Annotated in this window: 21 protein-coding genes; 6 read left to right on the forward strand and 15 right to left on the reverse strand. The window is 67.7% G+C overall.

The features are described 5' to 3' along the window. Window positions 1-51: 51 nt before the first annotated feature. A complete protein-coding gene (locus ACIA03_RS29230; RefSeq protein WP_396989017.1) occupies window positions 52-2,091 on the reverse strand; it encodes a relaxase/mobilization nuclease domain-containing protein in 2,040 nt (679 codons plus the stop codon). Then, window positions 2,091-2,549 (reverse strand): plasmid mobilization protein, encoded by a 459-nt coding sequence (locus ACIA03_RS29235; protein WP_396989018.1) that lies wholly within the window; start codon window positions 2,547-2,549, stop codon window positions 2,091-2,093. The genes ACIA03_RS29230 and ACIA03_RS29235 overlap by 1 nt, the downstream gene beginning before the upstream one ends. A 239-nt stretch (window positions 2,550-2,788) precedes the next feature. Between ACIA03_RS29235 and ACIA03_RS29240 the strand changes: the two genes are divergently transcribed. From ACIA03_RS29240 to ACIA03_RS29250, 3 genes are all read left to right on the forward strand, one after another. After that, the gene (locus ACIA03_RS29240) at window positions 2,789-3,145 is read left to right on the forward strand and encodes a hypothetical protein (RefSeq protein WP_396989019.1); all 357 of its coding nucleotides are present in this window, start codon (window positions 2,789-2,791) and stop codon (window positions 3,143-3,145) included. A gap of 361 nt (window positions 3,146-3,506) precedes the next feature. Further along, window positions 3,507-3,683 (forward strand): hypothetical protein, encoded by a 177-nt coding sequence (locus tag ACIA03_RS29245; RefSeq protein WP_396989020.1) that lies wholly within the window; start codon window positions 3,507-3,509, stop codon window positions 3,681-3,683. A gap of 54 nt (window positions 3,684-3,737) precedes the next feature. After that, window positions 3,738-4,505, forward strand: coding sequence for a GNAT family N-acetyltransferase (locus ACIA03_RS29250; RefSeq protein ID WP_396989021.1), 768 nt, complete (start codon window positions 3,738-3,740; stop codon window positions 4,503-4,505). A 12-nt stretch (window positions 4,506-4,517) separates the two neighbouring features. Here ACIA03_RS29250 and ACIA03_RS29255 read toward each other — a convergent pair whose 3' ends face one another. Continuing rightward, the gene (locus ACIA03_RS29255; RefSeq protein ID WP_396989022.1) at window positions 4,518-4,865 is read right to left on the reverse strand and encodes a hypothetical protein; all 348 of its coding nucleotides are present in this window, start codon (window positions 4,863-4,865) and stop codon (window positions 4,518-4,520) included. A 68-nt stretch (window positions 4,866-4,933) separates the two neighbouring features. Between ACIA03_RS29255 and ACIA03_RS29260 the strand changes: the two genes are divergently transcribed. Then, entirely contained in the window at window positions 4,934-5,122 is a 189-nt protein-coding gene (locus ACIA03_RS29260) for a hypothetical protein (RefSeq protein ID WP_183551823.1), read from the forward strand. Between the two features lie 623 nt (window positions 5,123-5,745). Here the strand turns inward: ACIA03_RS29260 and ACIA03_RS29265 are convergent. The 7 genes from ACIA03_RS29265 to merA form a co-directional block, all read right to left on the reverse strand. Then, the gene (locus ACIA03_RS29265) at window positions 5,746-6,276 is read right to left on the reverse strand and encodes a hypothetical protein (protein ID WP_396989023.1); all 531 of its coding nucleotides are present in this window, start codon (window positions 6,274-6,276) and stop codon (window positions 5,746-5,748) included. A gap of 162 nt (window positions 6,277-6,438) precedes the next feature. Then, on the reverse strand, window positions 6,439-7,449 hold the full coding sequence (locus tag ACIA03_RS29270) for a tyrosine-type recombinase/integrase (protein WP_396989024.1): 1,011 nt from the start codon (window positions 7,447-7,449) through the stop codon (window positions 6,439-6,441). A gap of 122 nt (window positions 7,450-7,571) precedes the next feature. Beyond that, entirely contained in the window at window positions 7,572-8,471 is a 900-nt protein-coding gene (locus tag ACIA03_RS29275; RefSeq protein ID WP_396989025.1) for a cytochrome c biogenesis CcdA family protein, read from the reverse strand. A gap of 2 nt (window positions 8,472-8,473) precedes the next feature. Then, window positions 8,474-9,007, reverse strand: coding sequence for a TlpA family protein disulfide reductase (locus ACIA03_RS29280; RefSeq protein ID WP_396989026.1), 534 nt, complete (start codon window positions 9,005-9,007; stop codon window positions 8,474-8,476). Continuing rightward, window positions 9,004-9,363: a hypothetical protein gene (locus ACIA03_RS29285; protein ID WP_396989027.1), complete on the reverse strand. Its 360-nt coding sequence runs from the start codon at window positions 9,361-9,363 to the stop codon at window positions 9,004-9,006. The genes ACIA03_RS29280 and ACIA03_RS29285 overlap by 4 nt, the downstream gene beginning before the upstream one ends. Window positions 9,364-9,390: 27 nt before the next feature. Further along, window positions 9,391-10,068, reverse strand: coding sequence for an organomercurial lyase MerB (gene merB / locus ACIA03_RS29290; RefSeq protein WP_396989028.1), 678 nt, complete (start codon window positions 10,066-10,068; stop codon window positions 9,391-9,393). 56 nt (window positions 10,069-10,124) lie between these two features. Next, on the reverse strand, window positions 10,125-11,549 hold the full coding sequence (merA, locus tag ACIA03_RS29295; protein ID WP_396989029.1) for a mercury(II) reductase: 1,425 nt from the start codon (window positions 11,547-11,549) through the stop codon (window positions 10,125-10,127). A gap of 104 nt (window positions 11,550-11,653) precedes the next feature. On the opposite strand from merA, the gene ACIA03_RS29300 reads away from it, so the two are divergent. Continuing rightward, on the forward strand, window positions 11,654-12,043 hold the full coding sequence (locus tag ACIA03_RS29300) for a heavy metal-responsive transcriptional regulator (protein WP_396989030.1): 390 nt from the start codon (window positions 11,654-11,656) through the stop codon (window positions 12,041-12,043). Between the two features lie 429 nt (window positions 12,044-12,472). Here the strand turns inward: ACIA03_RS29300 and ACIA03_RS29305 are convergent, their stop codons facing one another. Further along, on the reverse strand, window positions 12,473-13,681 hold the full coding sequence (locus ACIA03_RS29305; RefSeq protein ID WP_396989031.1) for a hypothetical protein: 1,209 nt from the start codon (window positions 13,679-13,681) through the stop codon (window positions 12,473-12,475). A 131-nt stretch (window positions 13,682-13,812) separates the two neighbouring features. Here ACIA03_RS29305 and ACIA03_RS29310 point away from each other — a divergent pair, with 131 nt between their 5' ends. Continuing rightward, window positions 13,813-14,325 (forward strand): GNAT family N-acetyltransferase, encoded by a 513-nt coding sequence (locus ACIA03_RS29310; RefSeq protein ID WP_396989032.1) that lies wholly within the window; start codon window positions 13,813-13,815, stop codon window positions 14,323-14,325. Between the two features lie 17 nt (window positions 14,326-14,342). Here ACIA03_RS29310 and ACIA03_RS29315 read toward each other — a convergent pair whose 3' ends face one another. The 4 genes from ACIA03_RS29315 to ACIA03_RS29330 all read right to left on the reverse strand — a co-directional run bounded on the left by ACIA03_RS29315 (window position 14,343) and on the right by ACIA03_RS29330 (window position 17,325). Further along, a complete protein-coding gene (locus ACIA03_RS29315) occupies window positions 14,343-15,071 on the reverse strand; it encodes an endonuclease domain-containing protein (protein ID WP_396989033.1) in 729 nt (242 codons plus the stop codon). A gap of 33 nt (window positions 15,072-15,104) precedes the next feature. Next, complete coding sequence (locus ACIA03_RS29320) at window positions 15,105-15,878, reverse strand: lysostaphin resistance A-like protein (protein WP_396989034.1); 774 nt, start codon at window positions 15,876-15,878, stop codon at window positions 15,105-15,107. Then, window positions 15,875-16,516: a hypothetical protein gene (locus ACIA03_RS29325; protein WP_396989035.1), complete on the reverse strand. Its 642-nt coding sequence runs from the start codon at window positions 16,514-16,516 to the stop codon at window positions 15,875-15,877. Before ACIA03_RS29325 ends, ACIA03_RS29320 begins: the two co-directional genes overlap by 4 nt. A 356-nt stretch (window positions 16,517-16,872) precedes the next feature. Next, a complete protein-coding gene (locus ACIA03_RS29330) occupies window positions 16,873-17,325 on the reverse strand; it encodes a single-stranded DNA-binding protein (protein ID WP_396989036.1) in 453 nt (150 codons plus the stop codon). Window positions 17,326-17,820: the final 495 nt, after the last annotated feature.

Genomic DNA, 17,820 nt, shown 5'->3' on the forward strand with positions numbered 1-17,820 from the left:
GTGTACCCCCTAGATAGATGATGCGCTCTCGGTCGTCGTTGCCGCGACCACTTACCGGTCTAGGCCGCGGTCGCGGCGCTGGCCTGGCGTCTGCCCAGGCGGTGTCTTGCCCGGTGCCTGGCCCGGTGTTTGGTTGGGTCGCGGCCGGTCTGCCGGCGGCGCGGTTGGCGGTGTGTTCGACGGGGCGACAGGGGCGTCTCCGAAGGCGTCCCGGCGGAGCCGCAGTGCCTCTTCTGCGCGCGGGTCCAGCGTCGTCGTGGTGCCCGCCGCAGGCGTACGCGGACCCGTCTTCTCGACGCTCGGCTCGGGCGCCGGTGCGCCGGCCCGGGCCTCGTCCTGGAGGCGTCGTGCCACGCTCATCAGCTGACCGCGGATGACGGTCTCGATGCGCTGGGCGCGCAGTGCGTCCTGGCTGCTCTTGTGCATGTCGTAGAGCGCCTTGGACAGGTTCATCACTGCCTTGAGCATCGCCAGCTCGGCGGCCGGACCGGTGCCGCCGGCGGCGAGCAGCAGGTAGGCCGCACCCGAGATCGACGGGAGCCTGCCCCGGGTCTTCGTGGTCTCCAGGCGACGCTCGACCCTCGTGCTGGTCTCGGCCGAGCGGGCCAGGATGTCGCTGGTCGCGGCCAGCGGTCCCGGTGTCTTCTCGACGCGGTGTGACCACGCCGCGAGGATGCCGGAAGACTCCCTGGCCACGCGTGCCCAGGTGGCGTAGTCATCGGGCGCGATCTCGCGGAGCTGGGTGCGCAGCTGAGTCAGATCGGCGGTCGCCTTCGCCCACACCTCGGGGCCAGGCTTCATGGCCTCGCGGCCGCGCCCAACCGGGGGCTTGCGGTTCTTCGCTGCGGTCCATTCCTGGACCGCGGCCGATGCCGTGGCCGGGTCGTCGGGCCACTGCTCGCGCAGCCGTGGCAGCGACAGGTCGCGTGCGATCGAGCCGCCCCCGCGCCAGATCGGACGCTCACCCTTGTACGGGCGTGTGGCGACCGAGTAACCGGTGACGATGTCGGTGCGGCCCTTCTCGAAACGAGGACGCACCAGCAGTCCGCTCTGGCGTAGCCGGCGGACGAACTCGGCCTCGTCCTCGGCGGCGGTCGAGCATGCTCGAACCGTCCGCGCGAGACGCACCTTCGGGTCTTCGGCGGCCTCGACCAGGCGGGCGCGTGCCGTCTTCGACAGGCTGCTCCACGGGGTGCTTTCCTCGCCGGCCTGGACGCGCTTCTCGTACGCGACGCGGGCGGCTTTCTCCTGGGCGCCCTGGTGCTTGAACTTGGCGGCGACGTCGGGGTCGGCGTGCTCCTCGCGGGTCTCCAGGATGCGTCGCCACTCGGCCGGGTCGGCAACGTGCGCGGCCATCAGCTGGTGCTGCCCGGGCTCGTCGAGCTCGGCCCACGGGATGCGCGGGTTCCCGCCCGGGGTGGCCTGCTCGCGACGTCGCGCCGTCTCGTATTCGGCGCGCACGCTGGAGCGGGTCAGGTCGTACTCGTTCGGGTTCAGCGGCATCAGCCCGAACTCGGTCTCCAGCTCGCGGCAGACCTCTTTAGCGCGCAGGAAGTCCATGTGCGTGGACACCTTCGAGGCGTCCTCGCGGACCAGGTTCACCACGATGTGGATGTGGTCGTTCCCCGACACGGACAGGCCGTGGTGGACCGCTGCCCAGCGGGTCGGTGCGTCCCCGCTGGTGATCCCCATCCGGTCGACGAACTCGCCCGCGATCTCGCGCCAGACCTCGTCACCGAGCTCGCCTTCCTCGGCCCTGGCCGAGAGCGCGATCTGGTAGACGTGTGCGTCGACCTCGCCGGTCTTCGTCCGCTCGAGCACGCGGGTTCCGTGACCGTCGCGGCCGGCCGCGACCTGCTCGTAGCGGCCCTTCTTCACCGACTCGTTCAGTGCCTTCGTTGGCCGCTCGAGGTACTTCGCCACACGCAGCGCCTGGGCGCGTGTGAGTTCCTCCTCGCCGGCGTACCACGACATCACGCCGGCGTCGCCGGCGACGATGTGCGGGCGGGTGTGCTCGTCACGACGGCCGGGGCCCTGGAGGTAGACCATCAGGCCGGCCATCCGGTCGCCGCGGTTGATCTTCGCGAACATCAGTAGCTCATCTCGTCGAGCACGTCCTCGATGCGCAGTGCGACCTTCCGCACCGCGGCGGTCACCGCCGGCAGGCGCGGCAGCTCGGCCGCGACCATCTCTTCGATGTCGGCGTTCACCTCGCCCTTGCGGACCGCCTTCGAGGCGGTGTTGGTCGCGTGCGCGATCTGGTTGACGTTGTTCGCGATGTTCGCCAGGAGCCGGTTCATCTTGAACAGCTCCTGGACGAGCTCCTGCTGCTGTACGGCAGCCACGGTGCTACCCGAAAGTGCCGAGTCGATGAGCAGCTTCGGCACCGACACGTGCTGCGCAGCCGCGAGGATCTGAAGGCGAGCGTCCTCCTCGACGGTGAGCCGCACATTCGGGCGGATCGGACGCCCGCCCTCCTGACGGCGCCGGCGCCGCGTCGGGCGCGCAGCGACCTCGCTGATCGGCTCCTTCGAGTCGTCAGTCGTCATGGTCTTGCACCTCCCAGCCAGCGCAGCGACCCGCAATCTGCGGGACCGTCCATCACCCAGTGTGGACCATCGGGCGCGACGCGTCCAGAGATCAGGCCGCCTGATCTTATAACTTGCTCCGTCGGGACTCAGTTGGCCGCGTCGCGCCGCGAAGCGGCGCGTGTCGCCGCAGGCGACAGTCAGGAACGCGACTCGAAGAAGTCGCGCATTTATTGCGCCACTATGGCATCATGGGAGTCATGGACAACATCGAAGAAGCAGCTCGGGCACTCCTCGATGCCCGCATCACGTCGGTTCGGGCACTCGTCGCCGCTCGCCAGAAGCTCGCCGATCTCCGTACGGAGGTGACGGCCGCCGAGCGTGAAGACGCCCGGCTCTACCAGGCCGCACTGCGTGACGGCTGGAGCGTCGACGAGCTCAAGAAGCTTGGCCTCGGCGAGGCCGAGAAGGTCGCCCGCACGCGCAGCAAGAAGGGCGGGCCGAAGCGGACCACGCCAGCCGCACGGCCCACCACCGCAGCGGCACCGACACCACCGTCGACTCCCGCCAACCCACAGGCTCCGAGCACGCCTGCGCCTGCTGCACAGGCGTCGTGACCACTAACGTGGTCAACAAGGAGAGGCCGACCACTGACGTGGTCGGCCTCGATCTGTGTGAGGGACATGTCCTGCCCCCGGCCAGTAAGTCTCTGAGGACCACTGGCCAGCCTCAAGGGCTGCGCCCCGGGGCTCCGAAACTTTCGGCACGCGCTCGCTGCGCTCGCTTATTTCGCGCCGAAACTTTCTCCACCCCGCCCTACGGGTTGACCCTGACCAGCGCTCCTTAGGGCGGCCGGTTATCGGGGGCAGGGGGGGTGGTGTGGCTCTGACGCGCAAGCCGGACCTCTGGGCACGCTAACCGAGGCGTCCGCCGGTTGCGCTCAGGGCGGAGCGCGATGCGCTCCAGGAGGACATCACCATGGAAACCCTGCTCCTGCTCTCGATCGCTCTCATCGGCACCGGACTACTCACCATCAACCTCACCCAGCGCACCTACAACGGATGGATCATCGGCTGGTTCATCGTCGCCGCCGGCATCAGCGGAACCGTGGTCGCCGGATGGAGCTGGGCCGCACAAGCAGCACTGATCAGCTGACCACCAGAACACAACGACCACGCACAACGAGCGTTCTTCAACGAGGAGTAAGTGATGGGCAAGGGAAGTCGAAACAGAGCACGACGTGCCGCGGTCAGCGCCCGCAGCGCGACCGTACGAGCTCAGCGCGAGCTGGAGCATCCGGTGTGGCCGGGGCTCGCCCAGGGCATCCCAGGATCCGCGGACACCCGGGTCCGACTGGCGCGCCCCGAGGACGAGGCTGCGATCCGGCACTACCTCGTCCAGGCCACCGAGGACCAGGGCATCAACGACCCCACCAAAGCAGTGCCGACCGTGTGCCCGAGCATCCAGGCCGGGCTCGAACGCGGCCAAGACGGGTTCCTTGAAGGGGCCGCCGAGCAGCTCCACGCCTACACCATCGAGCCCGACGATGCTCACGTGCTCGCCGGGTTCAGCCTGGTCGCCGTCAACGACAGCGACGTCGTGGTCGGTGCGATCACCGTCGCCCCACCGTGGCGGTACCTCGAGGACATCACCCGCGGGCTAGGGCCCCAGGAGATCAAGCCGCTGCTCATCCAGACCATGCTCGGCCTGGCCAAGATCATCGGCGTCGCCGTGCGCGACGACCTCCGCGGAAACGGGATCGGCGCCGACCTCGTCCGCGCGGCACTTCAGGTCATCAACCGCTGCGGAACGTGGCGGATCGCGTTCGGCTCCTGCGAGTCCAAGCGGACCGAGTTCTACCGTCGGCTCGGGTTCAACATCTCCGCCCTCAACGACCCGATCGACACCTACCTCGCCATCGGCATCCACGGCCTCATCTCCACGCCCGGTCACCACATCTTCAGCCTCGAGCGCTGAGGGCCGGAGTGATCAGTACGGAGGCTCGTCGTGCGCAGCCCGGCGCTGTTCCTCGCGGAGCTCGAGCGCGTCGCGGCGGGCTTGCTCGCGCCCGAACTTCTCGAGCTTCTGCAGACGGACCCACGCCGCGGTGACTCCGTCACGGTAGCCGCGCTGCTCGGGCGAGCCGGGCCGGAGGCCGGCCTCGTAGCGCAGGACCGAGGGCCCTGAGATGGTGCCCAGGTGCTTCACGCCGAGGTCGTACGCAGTCCGGTAAGCAGCTGTGGCCGCGCTGTGCGGCCGGTAGGGCGTCGGCGGGTAGCGGCGTTCCTGACGACGAGCCGGCGGCTGGTTCTGGTTCTGGTCCTGCGGGTATGGCAAAGGGGTCGTCTCCAGGCTTGCTCGGATCGACCCCTTAGGACACCGAGTGTACGACGTACCATCTGGTCGTGGCCTCCGAACCTGACCTGGTGACGCTCTACGCCTCCGCACGTCCTCGCCCCGTCGACGGCGTCGACGATGGCCGGCGCGAACAGATCAGCGTCACTCGCGCGACCTATGAGGAAGCCCGCACCGCGGTAGACGCCAGGGTCCCCGACGGCTGGCAGCTGCTCGGCCTCAGCACCTGGCCCTGCTAGGGCCCAGGCGGCGTGATGACGAGCGTCGAGATACCTCCCGACCCGCACCCGCAGATCCACGGCCGCGCCGTCGCCGGCAGAGCACTGAGCTCAGCCAGGCCGATCCCGAGGCGATCGAAGATGATCCCCGGATCGGTCACCCACGACCCTTCCTGACCACAGTCGGGACAGACCGGCTTCACCGCCAACGCCTCGTCGGCTGTCAGCCCCGTCAGGTCGGCGAAGGTGCCGCCCTCTCGCGCAATCCTTCGTGCCGCGCGCGTACGTCGTGATCGGTTGCCCATGAGCTCGATGCTCGCCCACGCCCCCTGCGGTCAACCTAATGTTGATCACGGTATTTGAGACGGGGCGATGGCTCTTAGATCGACGCTGGACGAAGTTCGGTGTCGTTGGGCCGCCGCAGACAGGCGGCTCGTTCTCTCAGAGCGGTTCTAAGGCTATGCCGAGGTGCCCGGGGCGCTCCGCGATGGACTGGAGGATCCGTTCGCTCTTGGCGGACGACGGGCCGCCGTGTCGGGGTGAAAGGTGTCGGCGGCCTGCATCACACTCGTAGTCACATCCCAGAGCACCAGCGCGTGCATGCGGGAGACCGCACCGCGGCTATCGGCCGTATCGGCTTGATATCAGCGTGTCGGGTTCATTGTCGGCAGGCACTCTTTAAGCACGTCGATGACCGCCTCTTGCGCTTCGTCGGGCAGGTCACCACCCAGCGTCATCGGCATCGCCTCTAGGAACTCCTCCACCGTCATGCGAGGCAGGTCGTTGGCCGCGTCCGCCTCCTGGATCGCATCCAGGGTGTCGGAGGCGAACTGCGCGAACATCGCGCGATGGCCGTTCATCCAGAGCGCTGCCGCAACGAACGGCCACGGGTCACCGAGCATATAGACCTTCTCGTTCGGCGTATGGCGGCGCCGCCCCCCGACCGAGTGGCCGGTCTCCCTCGCCATGGCGCCGAGCAGCTGCGGCAGCAGCCGGACGATCTCCGGAGCGACCAGAGCTGCGCCAGGCTCGCGATAGCGGCCGATCACCGGAACGCGTCCCTGCTTCGTCGTCGCGATCAGCTCAGTCAGCTTGTCGCGTGCCTCGGACACCGGGATGACAGTGCCGGAGTCGCTGAACATGAAGGCGCCGCCGAGATCAACAGGTGTGAGCATGGCTCGACCGTAGCAGATGTTGGGGCACATGTGCCCCAACATCTTCCCCAACATCGAGAGGCCGGGGATGGTCCGCTCGACATGCTCGGTCCACGAGGAACGCCGATGCCTGTTGTCGTGGGTGAGAAATAGGTGGCCCGTCGTGTGGACCCTGACAGAGTCTCAGTCAGCGAGGAACGCGGCGAGCGTGTAGGCGGGATGGCGGTCCAGGTTGTGTCGGCCGCGGTCATAGCGCCGCGTGGTCCGGGGGTCCGCATGACCGGCGGCGTCTTGGACGTCCTCGAGCGGGACGCCGGCCTCGCGGGCGAGGGTGACGAAGGTGTGCCGGAGGCTGTGCGGGGAGAGCTTGTCTGCGTGCTCGATCCCGGCGCGACGGGCGAGCATCTGGATGGTGGTGTAGGCGCCGGGCTGGGTCCAGCGCCGGCCGGTCTGGGTGGTGAAGATCGGTCCGTCCTCGCGATCGTCGAGGTAGGTCGCGATGGCTTCGGCGGTCGAGGGTGCGAGCACGACGTCGCGGCGTGCTCCGCCTTTGCGGGTGATCGACAGGGTGCGGTGCCCTCGTGCTGAGGAGAGGTCGTCGACGTCTGCGGAGAGCGCCTCGTTGATGCGTAGCCCGTCGTGCAGCAGCAGCGTGACCAGCGCCTGCGAGCGGGCCGAATGTTCCCGGGCGGCCTCCAGGAGCGCCTTCGCCTCAGCTCGGTCCAGCCCGAGAGTCGGCGAGTCCGTCGGGGTGCTCGGTCGCTTGACGTGCTCGAGGGGTGACCGGTCGAGGACCCCCTCGGCTGTGGCGTACTTGTAGTAGCCGGCCAGGGCGGCGAGCCGGCGGGCGATCGTCGAGGGCTTGGCCGGTGGCTCCCGGTTCTCCATCTGACGGCGGTAGCCGTCGACGGCAGCCCTGTTCGCGTCGAGCGGGTCGATGGCCAGCACCGTGCACCAGCTGAACCACTCCTCCAGGTCGCGGCCGTACGCCCGTCGGGTGTGGCCGGTGTAGCCCAGCAGGAACCGTTGCGCGAGAGCATTCGCGCGCTTCTCGCGTGGGAGCTGCCACAGCGGCTCGAGGAACGTCGCGTGCACGCGCGCCAGGTCGACGTCGAGCTCGCCGGCGACCACCTCCGGGCGTACGTCAGGCCCGCCGGCCGGGGCGGTCTCGGACACGTCTTCAGCCTCGCTCATACCCTTATGATAATGACTCTTATCATGTCGTCTCGTCTGGAACTCCCGGCGAAATGTCGGCGTGCGTCTCCACGGCGTGGACTGCCACGACGGTGTGGCTTGGCTATCTCGTCAAGGCGAGGTCAGCAACAGGGGGTGTTGTCGGTGTCGGCTCGTGGGGTCGTCGGGGGCTGCGGCTGTGTCGGGCGTGATCGGCGCGTGGCGAGGACCGCGGTGGTGACAACGGTCAGGGCGGCGAGCCCGACGGTCAGGGCCAACGGTGTGGAGTGGGCCTGGATCCAGTTCGACGCGGAGGCGGAGACGGTGGCCAGTCCTCCCGTTCGGCTGGTGGTGGCAGGGCCGCTGTTGAGCGCGGGGTGCCAGTACCAGGCCAGGTAGGCGCCAGTGAGGAGGAGCACGACTGCGGTGGCTCGTGGCCCATAGCGGGCCAGGGTGCTGGCCTGTCTGGTGAGAGCGGTGCCGGCGAGGCCGGTGGCGAGTGCGAGGAGGATCAAGATGGTGGCCGCCCCGGCGGCGTAGACGCCGAAGACGAGCAGCAGCCCGGTGAAGCTGGTGGTGGCCTGGGCCTGGGCGATCACGGCGAGCAGGACCCCGAAGGTGCAAGACAGTGAGGCGGCGGCGTAGCCAACGCCGAAGGTCACCATGCGGGTGGTGGTGAGCCCTTCGGTTGCCCGGCGGGGGACTCGAGGTAACCGAAGGGACAGCGAGCGGCCGGCCAGCATCGCCGCGCCGAGTAGAAGCAGCACGATGCCGACGGCGAAGCCGATTACGGGCGCGGCGCGGATGATCGAGCGGGCACCGATGCTGACCAGGACGCCCGCGACCGCCAGCGTGCCAGCGAATCCGACCGTGAGGGCGGCTCCAGCGCGTAACGCGCGCAGCAGCCGAACTGGTGTCGGCGCGGTGACGGCGTGGGTGTCGTTCAGGGTCTGGGTGATCCAGGCCGGGAGCAGCGCGAACCCGCAGGGGTTGATCGGGGCGACCATGCCGGCGACGAACGCCATGGTGAGCAGCGGGCCCATCCTCAGGCGCCTGCCTCGTTGAGTTCGGCTGTGATGGTCTCGGCACTGGGGTCGGTGGCCCGGTAGGTCACCTTGCCGTTGCCGTCGACCACGATGAGGGTGGACAGAGCCGCAACCTGGTAGCGCTGAGTAAGCGTTGCGTCGGCGTCGATGACTGATGGCACCTGCTCGGCGTCGATGGACTTCATGAACTCGTTGATCGTGTCGGCAGACTCACCGGGATCGACGTCCACGGCGAGGAAGCTGGCCTTGACCCCAGCTTGGTGGGCGTCGGCGGCCGCTTGGCCGAGCGACTTCATGCCGCCGGCGCATTCGCCGCAGCCGACGGAGAAGAAGAACACCGCGGTCGGTCGGCCGGCGGCAGGCAGGGTGATCTTCTGCCCGCTGAGGCTGGTTAGCGTGGCCGCCGTGTCGGCAGATGCCGCCGTGCCGTCGGTCGGGGCGTTGGTTCCGCAGGCGTTGAGGGTGAGCGTCGCGACGATTCCTGCGGCTACGAGGCCCAGGAGGGTTCGGCGACGAATACGGTTGGGCCTCATCGGTGGTGCTCTTCCTTCGTGTCTTCGGCGGTCTCGTCGGCGGTATCGCCGGTCGTCTCAGCGGCCGTGTCTGCGGTGGTGTCGGCGGGCGAGTCGGCGGGCGAGTCGGCGTGGCGGGTTGGGGTGCAGCAGTCGTTGGTGGCGCCGCTGCGGCGGCGCGCGATGCTGAGCACGGCGAGGGCCAGCACGGCGATGCCGGCACCGATCACCCAAGGGTTGCGCAGGAGGCCTCCGATCCCAGCTAGGGCGCCGCCCGCGATCAGGGCCGGGCCAGCGCAGCACAGAATCATCAGCAGTGCAGCGCCAGCGCCCAGGAGCAGGCCGCCGCCGGTCTGGTTGTCGGGCTTCTGTGCCATGTCCGGTCTCGCTCTCGTGTCCTGTGGTCAGCCACAGCAGTGGCTGGCCTCGGCCGACTCGTCAGCCGTCGTTTGTGCCTGATCGAGGAACTGGGCCGCGAGGGTGAGGGCGAGCTGGTGAGCCTCGGCCACCGGCAGCAGTTGCGCCTCCGGGATGTCGGCCGCCCATGGGGCTGCCTCCTCGGGTGAGGTGAAGTAGTGGACCTGGTTGCAGAACCCGGGCCGGATCGAGCAATCAGCCGCGGGGACGACCAAGGACACCACGGCGGTGGGGGGCTCAACCGAGGTCACGCCGGCGGAAGGGTCGATGCTCACCCGTACGGTCTTGCCGCTCGTCGGGGAGGTGGATTCGACGTGGGCAGGCCGGTCGAGCAGTCTGGGGAAGATCAGCGTGTCGAGTGCGCACCAGGTGTAGAGCTCTTGGCCGGCGACGGTGAACCGGTGCGGGGTCGGGCGCAGGGTCAGGCCCTGGCCGATGATGCGGCCCTGATCGTCGTACTCGGTGTCCGGCACGGCGTCCAGGCTGCCGCGGACGTCGGCGACGCCCCGGCCGGAGGCGGCGGCGAGCTGATCGAGGGTGACCGGTTCGCCGGTGGCGAGAAGTCGCAGCAGCGGAACCAGGAGCCCGGCGTCTAGGCCGGACTGGTCGGTACTGGTGAGCCGGGTGGTGATGTCTGTCGTCAACTCAGGCGTTCGGTTCGTCATGAGCGTGGCCTTTCGATCCTGTGGGATGTGAACTTGGCTTCCGCCGGGCGCTGGAATCAGGCGCAGCAGGACAGCTTGGAGATGTCGGTGGAGAAGGCCTTGGCAACGATCCGGATGCCCTCGGCCATGGTCAGGTAGGGCGCCCACGCGTCGGCGACCTCGGTGACGGTCTTGCCGAGCACATGCACGCCGGCGGCCGCGAGCTCACCGGCGTCCTTGGCGAGGGCGGTCAAGCCGAGAATCTCGCCGGTGTCGGCGTTGAGGACCATCTTGATGAAGCCGCGAGTGTCCCGGTTGACCAGCGCCCGGGCCACGTAGTGCAACGGGAGCACCCGGCAGTCGCAGCGGATCCCAGCCTCGAGTACTTGGGCCTCGGTCATGCCGACCGACCCGATCGCCGGGCCGGTGAAGGTGACCCGCGGCAGACGGGCGTAATCCACCGACCTGTCGACGTCGGTGAAGGCGTTCTCGGCGACCAGGGTGCCGTGGTAGGCGGCGACGTAGACGAACTCGGGGTGTCCGGTCACGTCTCCGGCGGCCCAGATCCGTGGGTTGGAGGACTGGAGCTGATCGGTGACCACGATCTCACCCGACTCCCCGGTCTTGACCTCCACGACGTCGAGGTTGAGTCCGTCGGTGACCGGACGCCGGCCCAGCGCTACCAGGACCTGGTGGGCCCGGAACTCCTGTTCCCCACCGGAGACGTCGGCGGTCGCGACGACCTGCCCGGTGGCGGCGTCGCGGGTGATCGTGGAGACGACCGCGCGGCGGACCACTCGGATACCCTCTTCGGCGAAGACCTCCTGCAGCGTCTGCGAGACCTCAGGTTCCTCCTTCGAGGCGAGCCGCGAACGCACCAGCAGCGTCACCTTCGACCCGAGCCGGGCAAACAGTTGTGCCTGCTCCAGCGCGACATAGCCGCCGCCGAGCACCAGCAGCGACTCGGGGACTTCGGTCAGCTCCATCGCCGTGGTCGATGTCAGGTACCCGGTGTCCTCCAGCCCGTCGATCGGCGGAGCCCAGGCACGAGCACCGGTCGCCACGAGGTAGTGCGCGGCTTCGATCGTCTCCACGGTCCCATCTGGGGCCGTGACCTCGAGCACGGGAGCGTCCGAGGTGCCGGCGAACGCCGCGTCGCCGCGGCGGACCTGCCAGCCGTAGGCATCAGCGACATCGATGTACTTCTCGCCACGCAGCGCCTCGACCAGGTCCTGCTTGCCGACCACCAGGGCCGGCATGTCAACCGGGTCAGCCGTGGTGGCGATGCCTGGGAACCTAGCCGATGCGTCGGCGGCCACATGGCGTGCCTCGGCGGCCGCGATCAGCGCCTTCGACGGCACGCACCCGGTGTTCACACAGGTGCCACCGAACGTGCCACGCTCGATCATCACCACCGACTTACCCAGCCCGGTCGCGCGGATCGCGGCGGCGAACGCAGCGCCTCCCGATCCGATCACTGCAAGGTCATACCTCGTCTGCATCCCGAACCTCCCCGGTTTGGTTGGGCAACTGCCCCTGATGCAGCAATACTGGTCCTTCCAGTACAGGGGAAGGTCAAGTGAGACCTGCGCCACAGGGAGGTTCGATGCGGATCGGGGAGCTTGCCGAGACCGTCGGCGCCACCACCAAGACACTGCGTTTCTACGAGGAGCAGGGACTCCTCCCGCCGGCCGAACGCACCTCGAGCGGCTACCGCGACTACACCCCCGACGCGATCGCCCGCGTGGATTTCATCCACCGCGGCCAGGCCGCCGGGCTGACCCTCGCTCAGATCAAACAGATCCTCGACATCCGCGATCACGGCCACGCTCCGTGCCACCACGTCCGAGATCTCCTCGACACCCGCCTGGCCGACATCGACCAGCAGATCGCCGAGCTGACAGCCCTCCGTGCCACGATCGCCACCCTGCGTGCTGAGGCTGCCGACCCCATGCCGGCGACCTGCACATCGGACCAGGTCTGCCGTTACCTGTGAACGTGCGCGGCAGAGCGCCGTGGTGGGTATCGAGCGACACAGCGTGATTCGTGGTCAGCGAGGTGACTGTGGGAAGCACTGCGCGGTGAGTATGGACAGCGCGCACGGAGCTCGGGAAGTTCATCGACGCGAGTTCCCACAGCGCCCCGTCTTCTTGGCAGGTTTCCGCAGCCCTCCGCGCCGACGTACCGAATGCTTCCGAAACTCACCTCGCAGCGCCTGCCCAAACCTCACGCCCCTAGCCAGATTCGGGCACACTTCACGCAGGCCCAAGACGGTCGATGTCAGCAGTCTGTTCAACCGCAACGACGGTCCATCAGGTCGAGCTCGCCCAGCTCACGGCGAGCAACCCCGTTCAGGCGATCATGCTCGCAACCAGCATGCTCGGCTTCCACCAGGGACCAGGGACCTCTGGCAGGAGGCTGCTCCTTACTCCTTCGGCAGGATGACAGGGATGACGGCGAGCGAGATGCGCCGGCCCTCATCATCTGCGGTGAGGATGTAGTCGACCTGGCGGCTCATGTCGATCGGGGGCTTGGTGAGCACATGACGCGGGTGATCTTCGATCGCCTGGTGGAGCTTGTCGATGGTGGCTGCTGGGTCGGCGGTCTTGATGAACATGATGAGCGCGGCCTTGCTGTCGCGCCACACCAGATACCCGAGCAGCTGATCGATTGCCGCGGCCGCTGCCTTCGGCCCGCCCCAGATCTTGCATTCGGCGATGAAGACGTTGCGGTCCTCGGCCCTCACGAGGATGTCGGTCTTGCCGTTGTTGTTGAAGAGCTCGCCGCCGGCGTTGCCCGCCCAGTAGGTGTTGAGGGTGCCGAGGAGCAGGTCTCGCAGCTCCTCCTCATCGAGCTTCATCGTGGTGCGGCGTGTGCGCTCGAGGGTCCTCGCCCAACCGTGGACCCCCTCGAGGATGTCTCGGTAAGTCGCCTCGTCGAGCACTGGTTCTGGGACGAACCTCTCCTGGCTTCGGCGGGTCGCCAGCGTGACCTGCTTCCGGCGGGCCGGCACTGGTCGGCGTGGGATCCCCGTCGGTTGAACAGGGATCCCAAGGGCCTCCTGAACGTGCCGGTCGCGGGTGATTCGATCTTTGCGTTGGTCGTAGGCTGCGCGCAGTTCGCTCGGTGCAGTGTTCCGGACCTGTGCCAGGTCGGCGTTGGCCCACTTAATCCGGTTGCCGACCTGCTCCCTGAGGCCGGCGATCCGTTGCTTGATCAGCTCTGCCGTCAGCTCGCGCTCGGTGATCTCGACCTCGATCGTGTTTCGTCGCTCATCGATCGCGAAGTCCAACGTGGCGCTCATGTAGGCCTGCGACGCCGGATACCTGAGCATCTCGAGGCTTCCACTCGCGGGGAACCGGAGCGTTGTCTTGCTGGCTGGTACGTCGTAGATCCGGTCTCGCCCGAACTGATCCCGCACCTGGATGGTCACCTCATCGATGCCGGTGCTGGTCACGCCATCCCAGTCGACGCTGATCTCGGTGGGTAGGTGCTTGGTCATCAGAGCTTCGATGAGAACGTCCACGTTCTCGGCCAGAACAACGTCGGGATCCAGCCGCGCGAGCTCGTCGTGCGCATCCTTAAGGTGCTTGCGCAGGTAGCTGTCGAGGCGGTTGCCGTTGTAGTAGGACATCAGTGGCGCGGCCCGTTCGCTCGGCGCAGCTGAGGGATCATGTCATCACCCTAATCAGCAGCACCGACAAGATGGCCTCTCCAGGAGTGCCTCGTCACGACCGGCCTTCCGTGGGACATCAGGAGGTAGCCATGGCGCTAAGCGCAGAGATCACCATCGAAGAAGTATCCCCAGGCGACGCTGCCGCCCGAACGCTCCTTCAGGAATGGAAGCCTGAGAAGGATCTGTCGACGTTCAGTAACGATCACCTGTATCTCATCGCCTGCATCGACGGCGAGCCAGTCGCAGTCCTGGAGGGCCACCACGACTTCGCGAGCTGGGAACACCTCGCGGACTACCATCACATCGGCGAGGAAGACCTCGGGTCGTACATCACCTCGCTCTTTGTGAAACCGTCCCACCGACGCAGAGGAGCAGCGGACGCGCTTCTTGACTGGTTCATCGAGGATGCTCGGCGCCAGGGTTCCATCGCAGTTGTTGCATGGCCTGACGAGGAGGAGGTCGGTCGAGCCGCGAGAGTGGCACTGAACCGAAAGCACGGCCTCGAGTTCGCACGGGTCTACGAGGACTTCCAAGAACCGTGGCTGATGGTCCTGCCGCTGCTTGAACGACCCTCGATCGGCCGCGCGGCCGGGTCGTCCTAGGTGGAAGCCAGGGACGATCACCTGAACGTCCAGGGGAGAGATGAGCGGTCACTCGTCGGGTAGATCCACCTCAGCCCTTGTGCCGGCGGGTCAGTGCGATATCTCTCGATGAGAGTGGCAGGTGGCGGAGGGCCGAGGCCGCCGCCACCTTCGGCAGCGTTACAGGCAGAGCACAAAGCGCCACGAACCAAGCCGGTGACGTGGTCGTGGTCGAGCACAAGGCGTCGTGGACGATCGCAGATCGCGCACTGCCCCCGCTGCAGGTCCGAAAGGATACGTAACATGATCTGCCGGGCGGTGATCACCTCAAGAGTCCGCAGCCAGTCTCTGAATTCGGGAGTGGTCCAGGCGTGTGGACCTTGACTGACCGCGTTGTCGATGTCGCTTTGCCGACGTCGGAGGCGGGCCTCTTGCCCTCGCCGTTGCCGTGCGCGCCGTCGCGCTTCGTGCTCGGCCGGCGCGATGCGGTGGTGCACCGGGACCATACGTGAAGCCTGTTTCCACGGAGTGAGGCTGGTCGCCGCGACGACCCAGCCGCCACCCCAGCCGCTACCCCAGTCCCGGTTTTCGAGCCGTGCCCAGTACCGCCCTTCCCAGCGTGTGTCAGATCGGACGTGGATGGCACTGTCGGGGGTGATCACGTAAGGCCGGCAGTGGCCGGACCTGTCCGGGATGAGCAGTTCGCGTAGCACGGCCAGTTGCTCCTCGACCGGGCGATCTGTGAAGGCGTGGCGCACGGTCTCCATCGATCTCTCTCCCTCCCTCTACAGCCGTTGTTGCTAGCTGGCACTAAGAAGCACCGCGAGCACCCACCAGCCGTTCCATGCAGCGTGCGTCAACGCTGCCGCTAGGACGCTGCGGGTCTTCAAGAAGACCAGTCCGTAGATCGCGCCAGAAACAGCGATGCCGACCTGATCGTGGAGGTTGTACTGCGTGTGCGCGAGCCCGAAGCAGGCCGAGGACACCAGCAGGGCCAGAGTGGCCGAGACCTTGGGCGACAGTCCGTAGCGTCCAAGGACCTCATGAAGCCCAGCGAGCACGTGCCCACGCCACGCGACCTCCTCAACCACCGGAACGAAGACGAGCACGACCACGAGCAGAAGTACCTGCGAGAGCAGCCCGTCATGCCCGGAGACCGCCCCGGCCCGGCTGGCGGTCGTGCTGTCGACCGTGGACGGGTCAGGAAACACAACCTCGTAGATCCAACCGAATGCCAGCGCGGCTAGGACCCCGATGGCAGCCACCCAGAGGTCCGAGGCCTGCGGCTTGCGGGTCAATCCCCAGCCTTCGAATCGGCGGTAGACCCCTTGGCCGAACCCGTCCACCCAGGCGTTGATGTCTACGGCGCCGGCTGACCGACGTCGGGCCCTGAAGGCGGCGAACCCTGAGATGACGATGGCTGCCACCACCATGAAGAGAGCGTCGGCGAGGACGCCGAGGGCCAGGATGAGGGCGACCTCGAGGAGAAGAGCTGTGGGCGTGGCGTGCGCGCGGTCTGCTTGGGCGGAGGTTCCGCTGGTCGGGCGCGGATTCAATGCATGCGGGTCTCTCACGCCTGGCCCCTCTCGTGACCGCGGGGCCCCAGCTCGGTGGTGGCAATGCTGGCTGGTCCGTGGTGGTCTTCGACTCGGCACCAGAGGCCGCCGAGCCATTGGCGGGTGATAGTCAGGCCGGCGGCTTCGTAGCGCTTGGCCATGGGGGCGACGGCGTACGCGGCGATCGGGTGGCCGGCCCTCCAGGCGTGTGCTCGAGCGTGTTCGGCGATCTCGCGCCCCAGACCGGTGCCTCGGGGCCATCCCGCGAGCGTGGTGGCCTTGGTCCACTCCCCCATGGGTCGTAGCGTCACCGTTGCCGCGCCGACGGGTCGGATCAGGAGGAGCACTTCGGCACGCTTGTGCATGAGCCCTTCGAGAAGGGTGGCGGTGAAGTAGGACCAGCTGGTTCCTACGACCGAGACGATGAGGCCGAGCACGGCGGCGGCGACTCGTTCGACGACCGACCCGGCCGCCGGCATCAGCGGCCAGTCGTAGATCCGTGCCAGAGCGATGAGCATCTCGCCCAGGGGGAAGCTCACGCCCATCAAGACCAGCACGAGTAGCCAGAAGAATGCTGTTCGTCGGAAGCCGTGCATGGCGGTGATCGCAGCTTTCGCGCGGTCGCGGAGCCGGGTCGCGGTGATCGGCGCGTCCATGCTCAGGCCCTCTCTCTCGAGGAGCCGGCCACGGGCCGGTGTTGGCAGAAGCAGTGACGCCAGGGGTGCTTGCGGCCGGCCCGGGTGTCGATGCAGTCCTCAGGCTCGTGTGGTTGCTGGCAGGGCTCGCAGATCACGGGGTTGTGGTTTCCTCCGGTCCGAGGCCTCTCCCCTGCTGGGTGAGACGGAGTTGGTTCTGATTGTGCGTGCTGCCACCGACATTTCCGCGACGTACGACCGGCGGATTGCATCGGGGCTGCACTGCGAGCTCATTGCGGTGAGCTCGTCGATGGGTTGATGCCCGGAAGAGGGACCGGCTCTTGGCCGGCCCCTCCCCCGGGGTCTTTCCCGTTCGCTCAGAACGGGGGCTCTGTGGGCCTGGGCCCGAGCTGGGTGACGTTGTCGGCGTACGCCGGCGCGTCGGGGTTGGTGGTCTTGCCGCCGCGGTTCTTCTCGGCGCGGGCGGTGGCGAACTTGAGGCTGGTGGCGATCTCGCCGTACCGGTCGGAGACGACCACGACGTCCTTGTAGCGGTTCTCGCCGGTCTCCTTGTCGGTCCAGCTGTCGGTCTCGACCTGGCCGTGCACGAGCACACGGTCGCCTCGGGTGAGGCTCTCGACCAGGTTCTCGCCCTGGGCTCCCCAGACCTTGACGCTGTGGAACGTCGGGGTGGCGTCTACCCACTCGTCGTTCTGCTTGACGCGTCGGTTGACCGCGACGCGGAGGTTTGCGACCGGGGTGCCGCCGTTGGTGAAGCGCAGCTCCGGGTCCTCGGTGAGGTTGCCGGCGAAGGTGGTGATCGTGTTCATGGTTCTTCTCCCTTGGATGAGGTGCATGGATGGAAACGGAGAGCTGCCTAGGTGACCCTCGGGATGTGACCCCTCGTGCCCCTTGCTCCCAACAACCAGCCCAAGATCGCGCGAGCGGCAGCGGGTCAAGGGCCGGCGCGTGCCGGGCACTGCTTCCCTTGACCAGCGGAGCGAGCGATCACGATTGGGCGTTGTGGGAGCAAGGAACGAGATGCTTTGACGGTGGGGCTGTCTCGGCCGGATTGCCGTGTCGTTGGCCGGCGGCCGCCGGCCCCCTGGTCGTCTGGATCCTCTTGGTGGAACTGGCCGGCGTGTGCCGGTCGACCAGCTGATGTTGGTGAGGCCGGCCCTGCGGGTCGTGCCGTGCAGGTGGGGTGTGGGGAGGGCGGAGCCCTCCCCACCGCCGGCCCGGAGGCCGGCGGTTCGCCGCGAGGGGCTATTCGAGGCGGTCGTGGATGGCGACGGCGCCGTAGAAGTAGTGCCCGAGTCGGCGGC

Source organism: Nocardioides sp. NPDC051685 (assembly GCF_044453405.1).
GTDB lineage: Bacteria > Actinomycetota > Actinomycetes > Propionibacteriales > Nocardioidaceae > Nocardioides.

Bases quoted from the DNA above. Each gene is read 5' to 3' on its own strand.
- ACIA03_RS29230 (WP_396989017.1), bottom strand. From the start codon at position 2,091: ATGTTCGCGAAGATCAACCGCGGCGACCGGATGGCCGGCCTGATGGTC.
- ACIA03_RS29235 (WP_396989018.1), bottom strand. From the start codon at position 2,549: ATGACGACTGACGACTCGAAGGAGCCGATCAGCGAGGTCGCTGCGCGC.
- ACIA03_RS29240 (WP_396989019.1), top strand. From the start codon at position 2,789: ATGGACAACATCGAAGAAGCAGCTCGGGCACTCCTCGATGCCCGCATC.
- ACIA03_RS29245 (WP_396989020.1), top strand. From the start codon at position 3,507: ATGGAAACCCTGCTCCTGCTCTCGATCGCTCTCATCGGCACCGGACTA.
- ACIA03_RS29250 (WP_396989021.1), top strand. From the start codon at position 3,738: ATGGGCAAGGGAAGTCGAAACAGAGCACGACGTGCCGCGGTCAGCGCC.
- ACIA03_RS29265 (WP_396989023.1), bottom strand. From the start codon at position 6,276: ATGCTCACACCTGTTGATCTCGGCGGCGCCTTCATGTTCAGCGACTCC.
- ACIA03_RS29270 (WP_396989024.1), bottom strand. From the start codon at position 7,449: ATGAGCGAGGCTGAAGACGTGTCCGAGACCGCCCCGGCCGGCGGGCCT.
- ACIA03_RS29275 (WP_396989025.1), bottom strand. From the start codon at position 8,471: ATGGGCCCGCTGCTCACCATGGCGTTCGTCGCCGGCATGGTCGCCCCG.
- ACIA03_RS29280 (WP_396989026.1), bottom strand. From the start codon at position 9,007: ATGAGGCCCAACCGTATTCGTCGCCGAACCCTCCTGGGCCTCGTAGCC.
- ACIA03_RS29285 (WP_396989027.1), bottom strand. From the start codon at position 9,363: ATGGCACAGAAGCCCGACAACCAGACCGGCGGCGGCCTGCTCCTGGGC.
- merB (WP_396989028.1), bottom strand. From the start codon at position 10,068: ATGACGAACCGAACGCCTGAGTTGACGACAGACATCACCACCCGGCTC.
- merA (WP_396989029.1), bottom strand. From the start codon at position 11,549: ATGCAGACGAGGTATGACCTTGCAGTGATCGGATCGGGAGGCGCTGCG.
- ACIA03_RS29300 (WP_396989030.1), top strand. From the start codon at position 11,654: ATGCGGATCGGGGAGCTTGCCGAGACCGTCGGCGCCACCACCAAGACA.
- ACIA03_RS29305 (WP_396989031.1), bottom strand. From the start codon at position 13,681: ATGTCCTACTACAACGGCAACCGCCTCGACAGCTACCTGCGCAAGCAC.
- ACIA03_RS29310 (WP_396989032.1), top strand. From the start codon at position 13,813: ATGGCGCTAAGCGCAGAGATCACCATCGAAGAAGTATCCCCAGGCGAC.
- ACIA03_RS29315 (WP_396989033.1), bottom strand. From the start codon at position 15,071: ATGGAGACCGTGCGCCACGCCTTCACAGATCGCCCGGTCGAGGAGCAA.
- ACIA03_RS29325 (WP_396989035.1), bottom strand. From the start codon at position 16,516: ATGGACGCGCCGATCACCGCGACCCGGCTCCGCGACCGCGCGAAAGCT.
- ACIA03_RS29330 (WP_396989036.1), bottom strand. From the start codon at position 17,325: ATGAACACGATCACCACCTTCGCCGGCAACCTCACCGAGGACCCGGAG.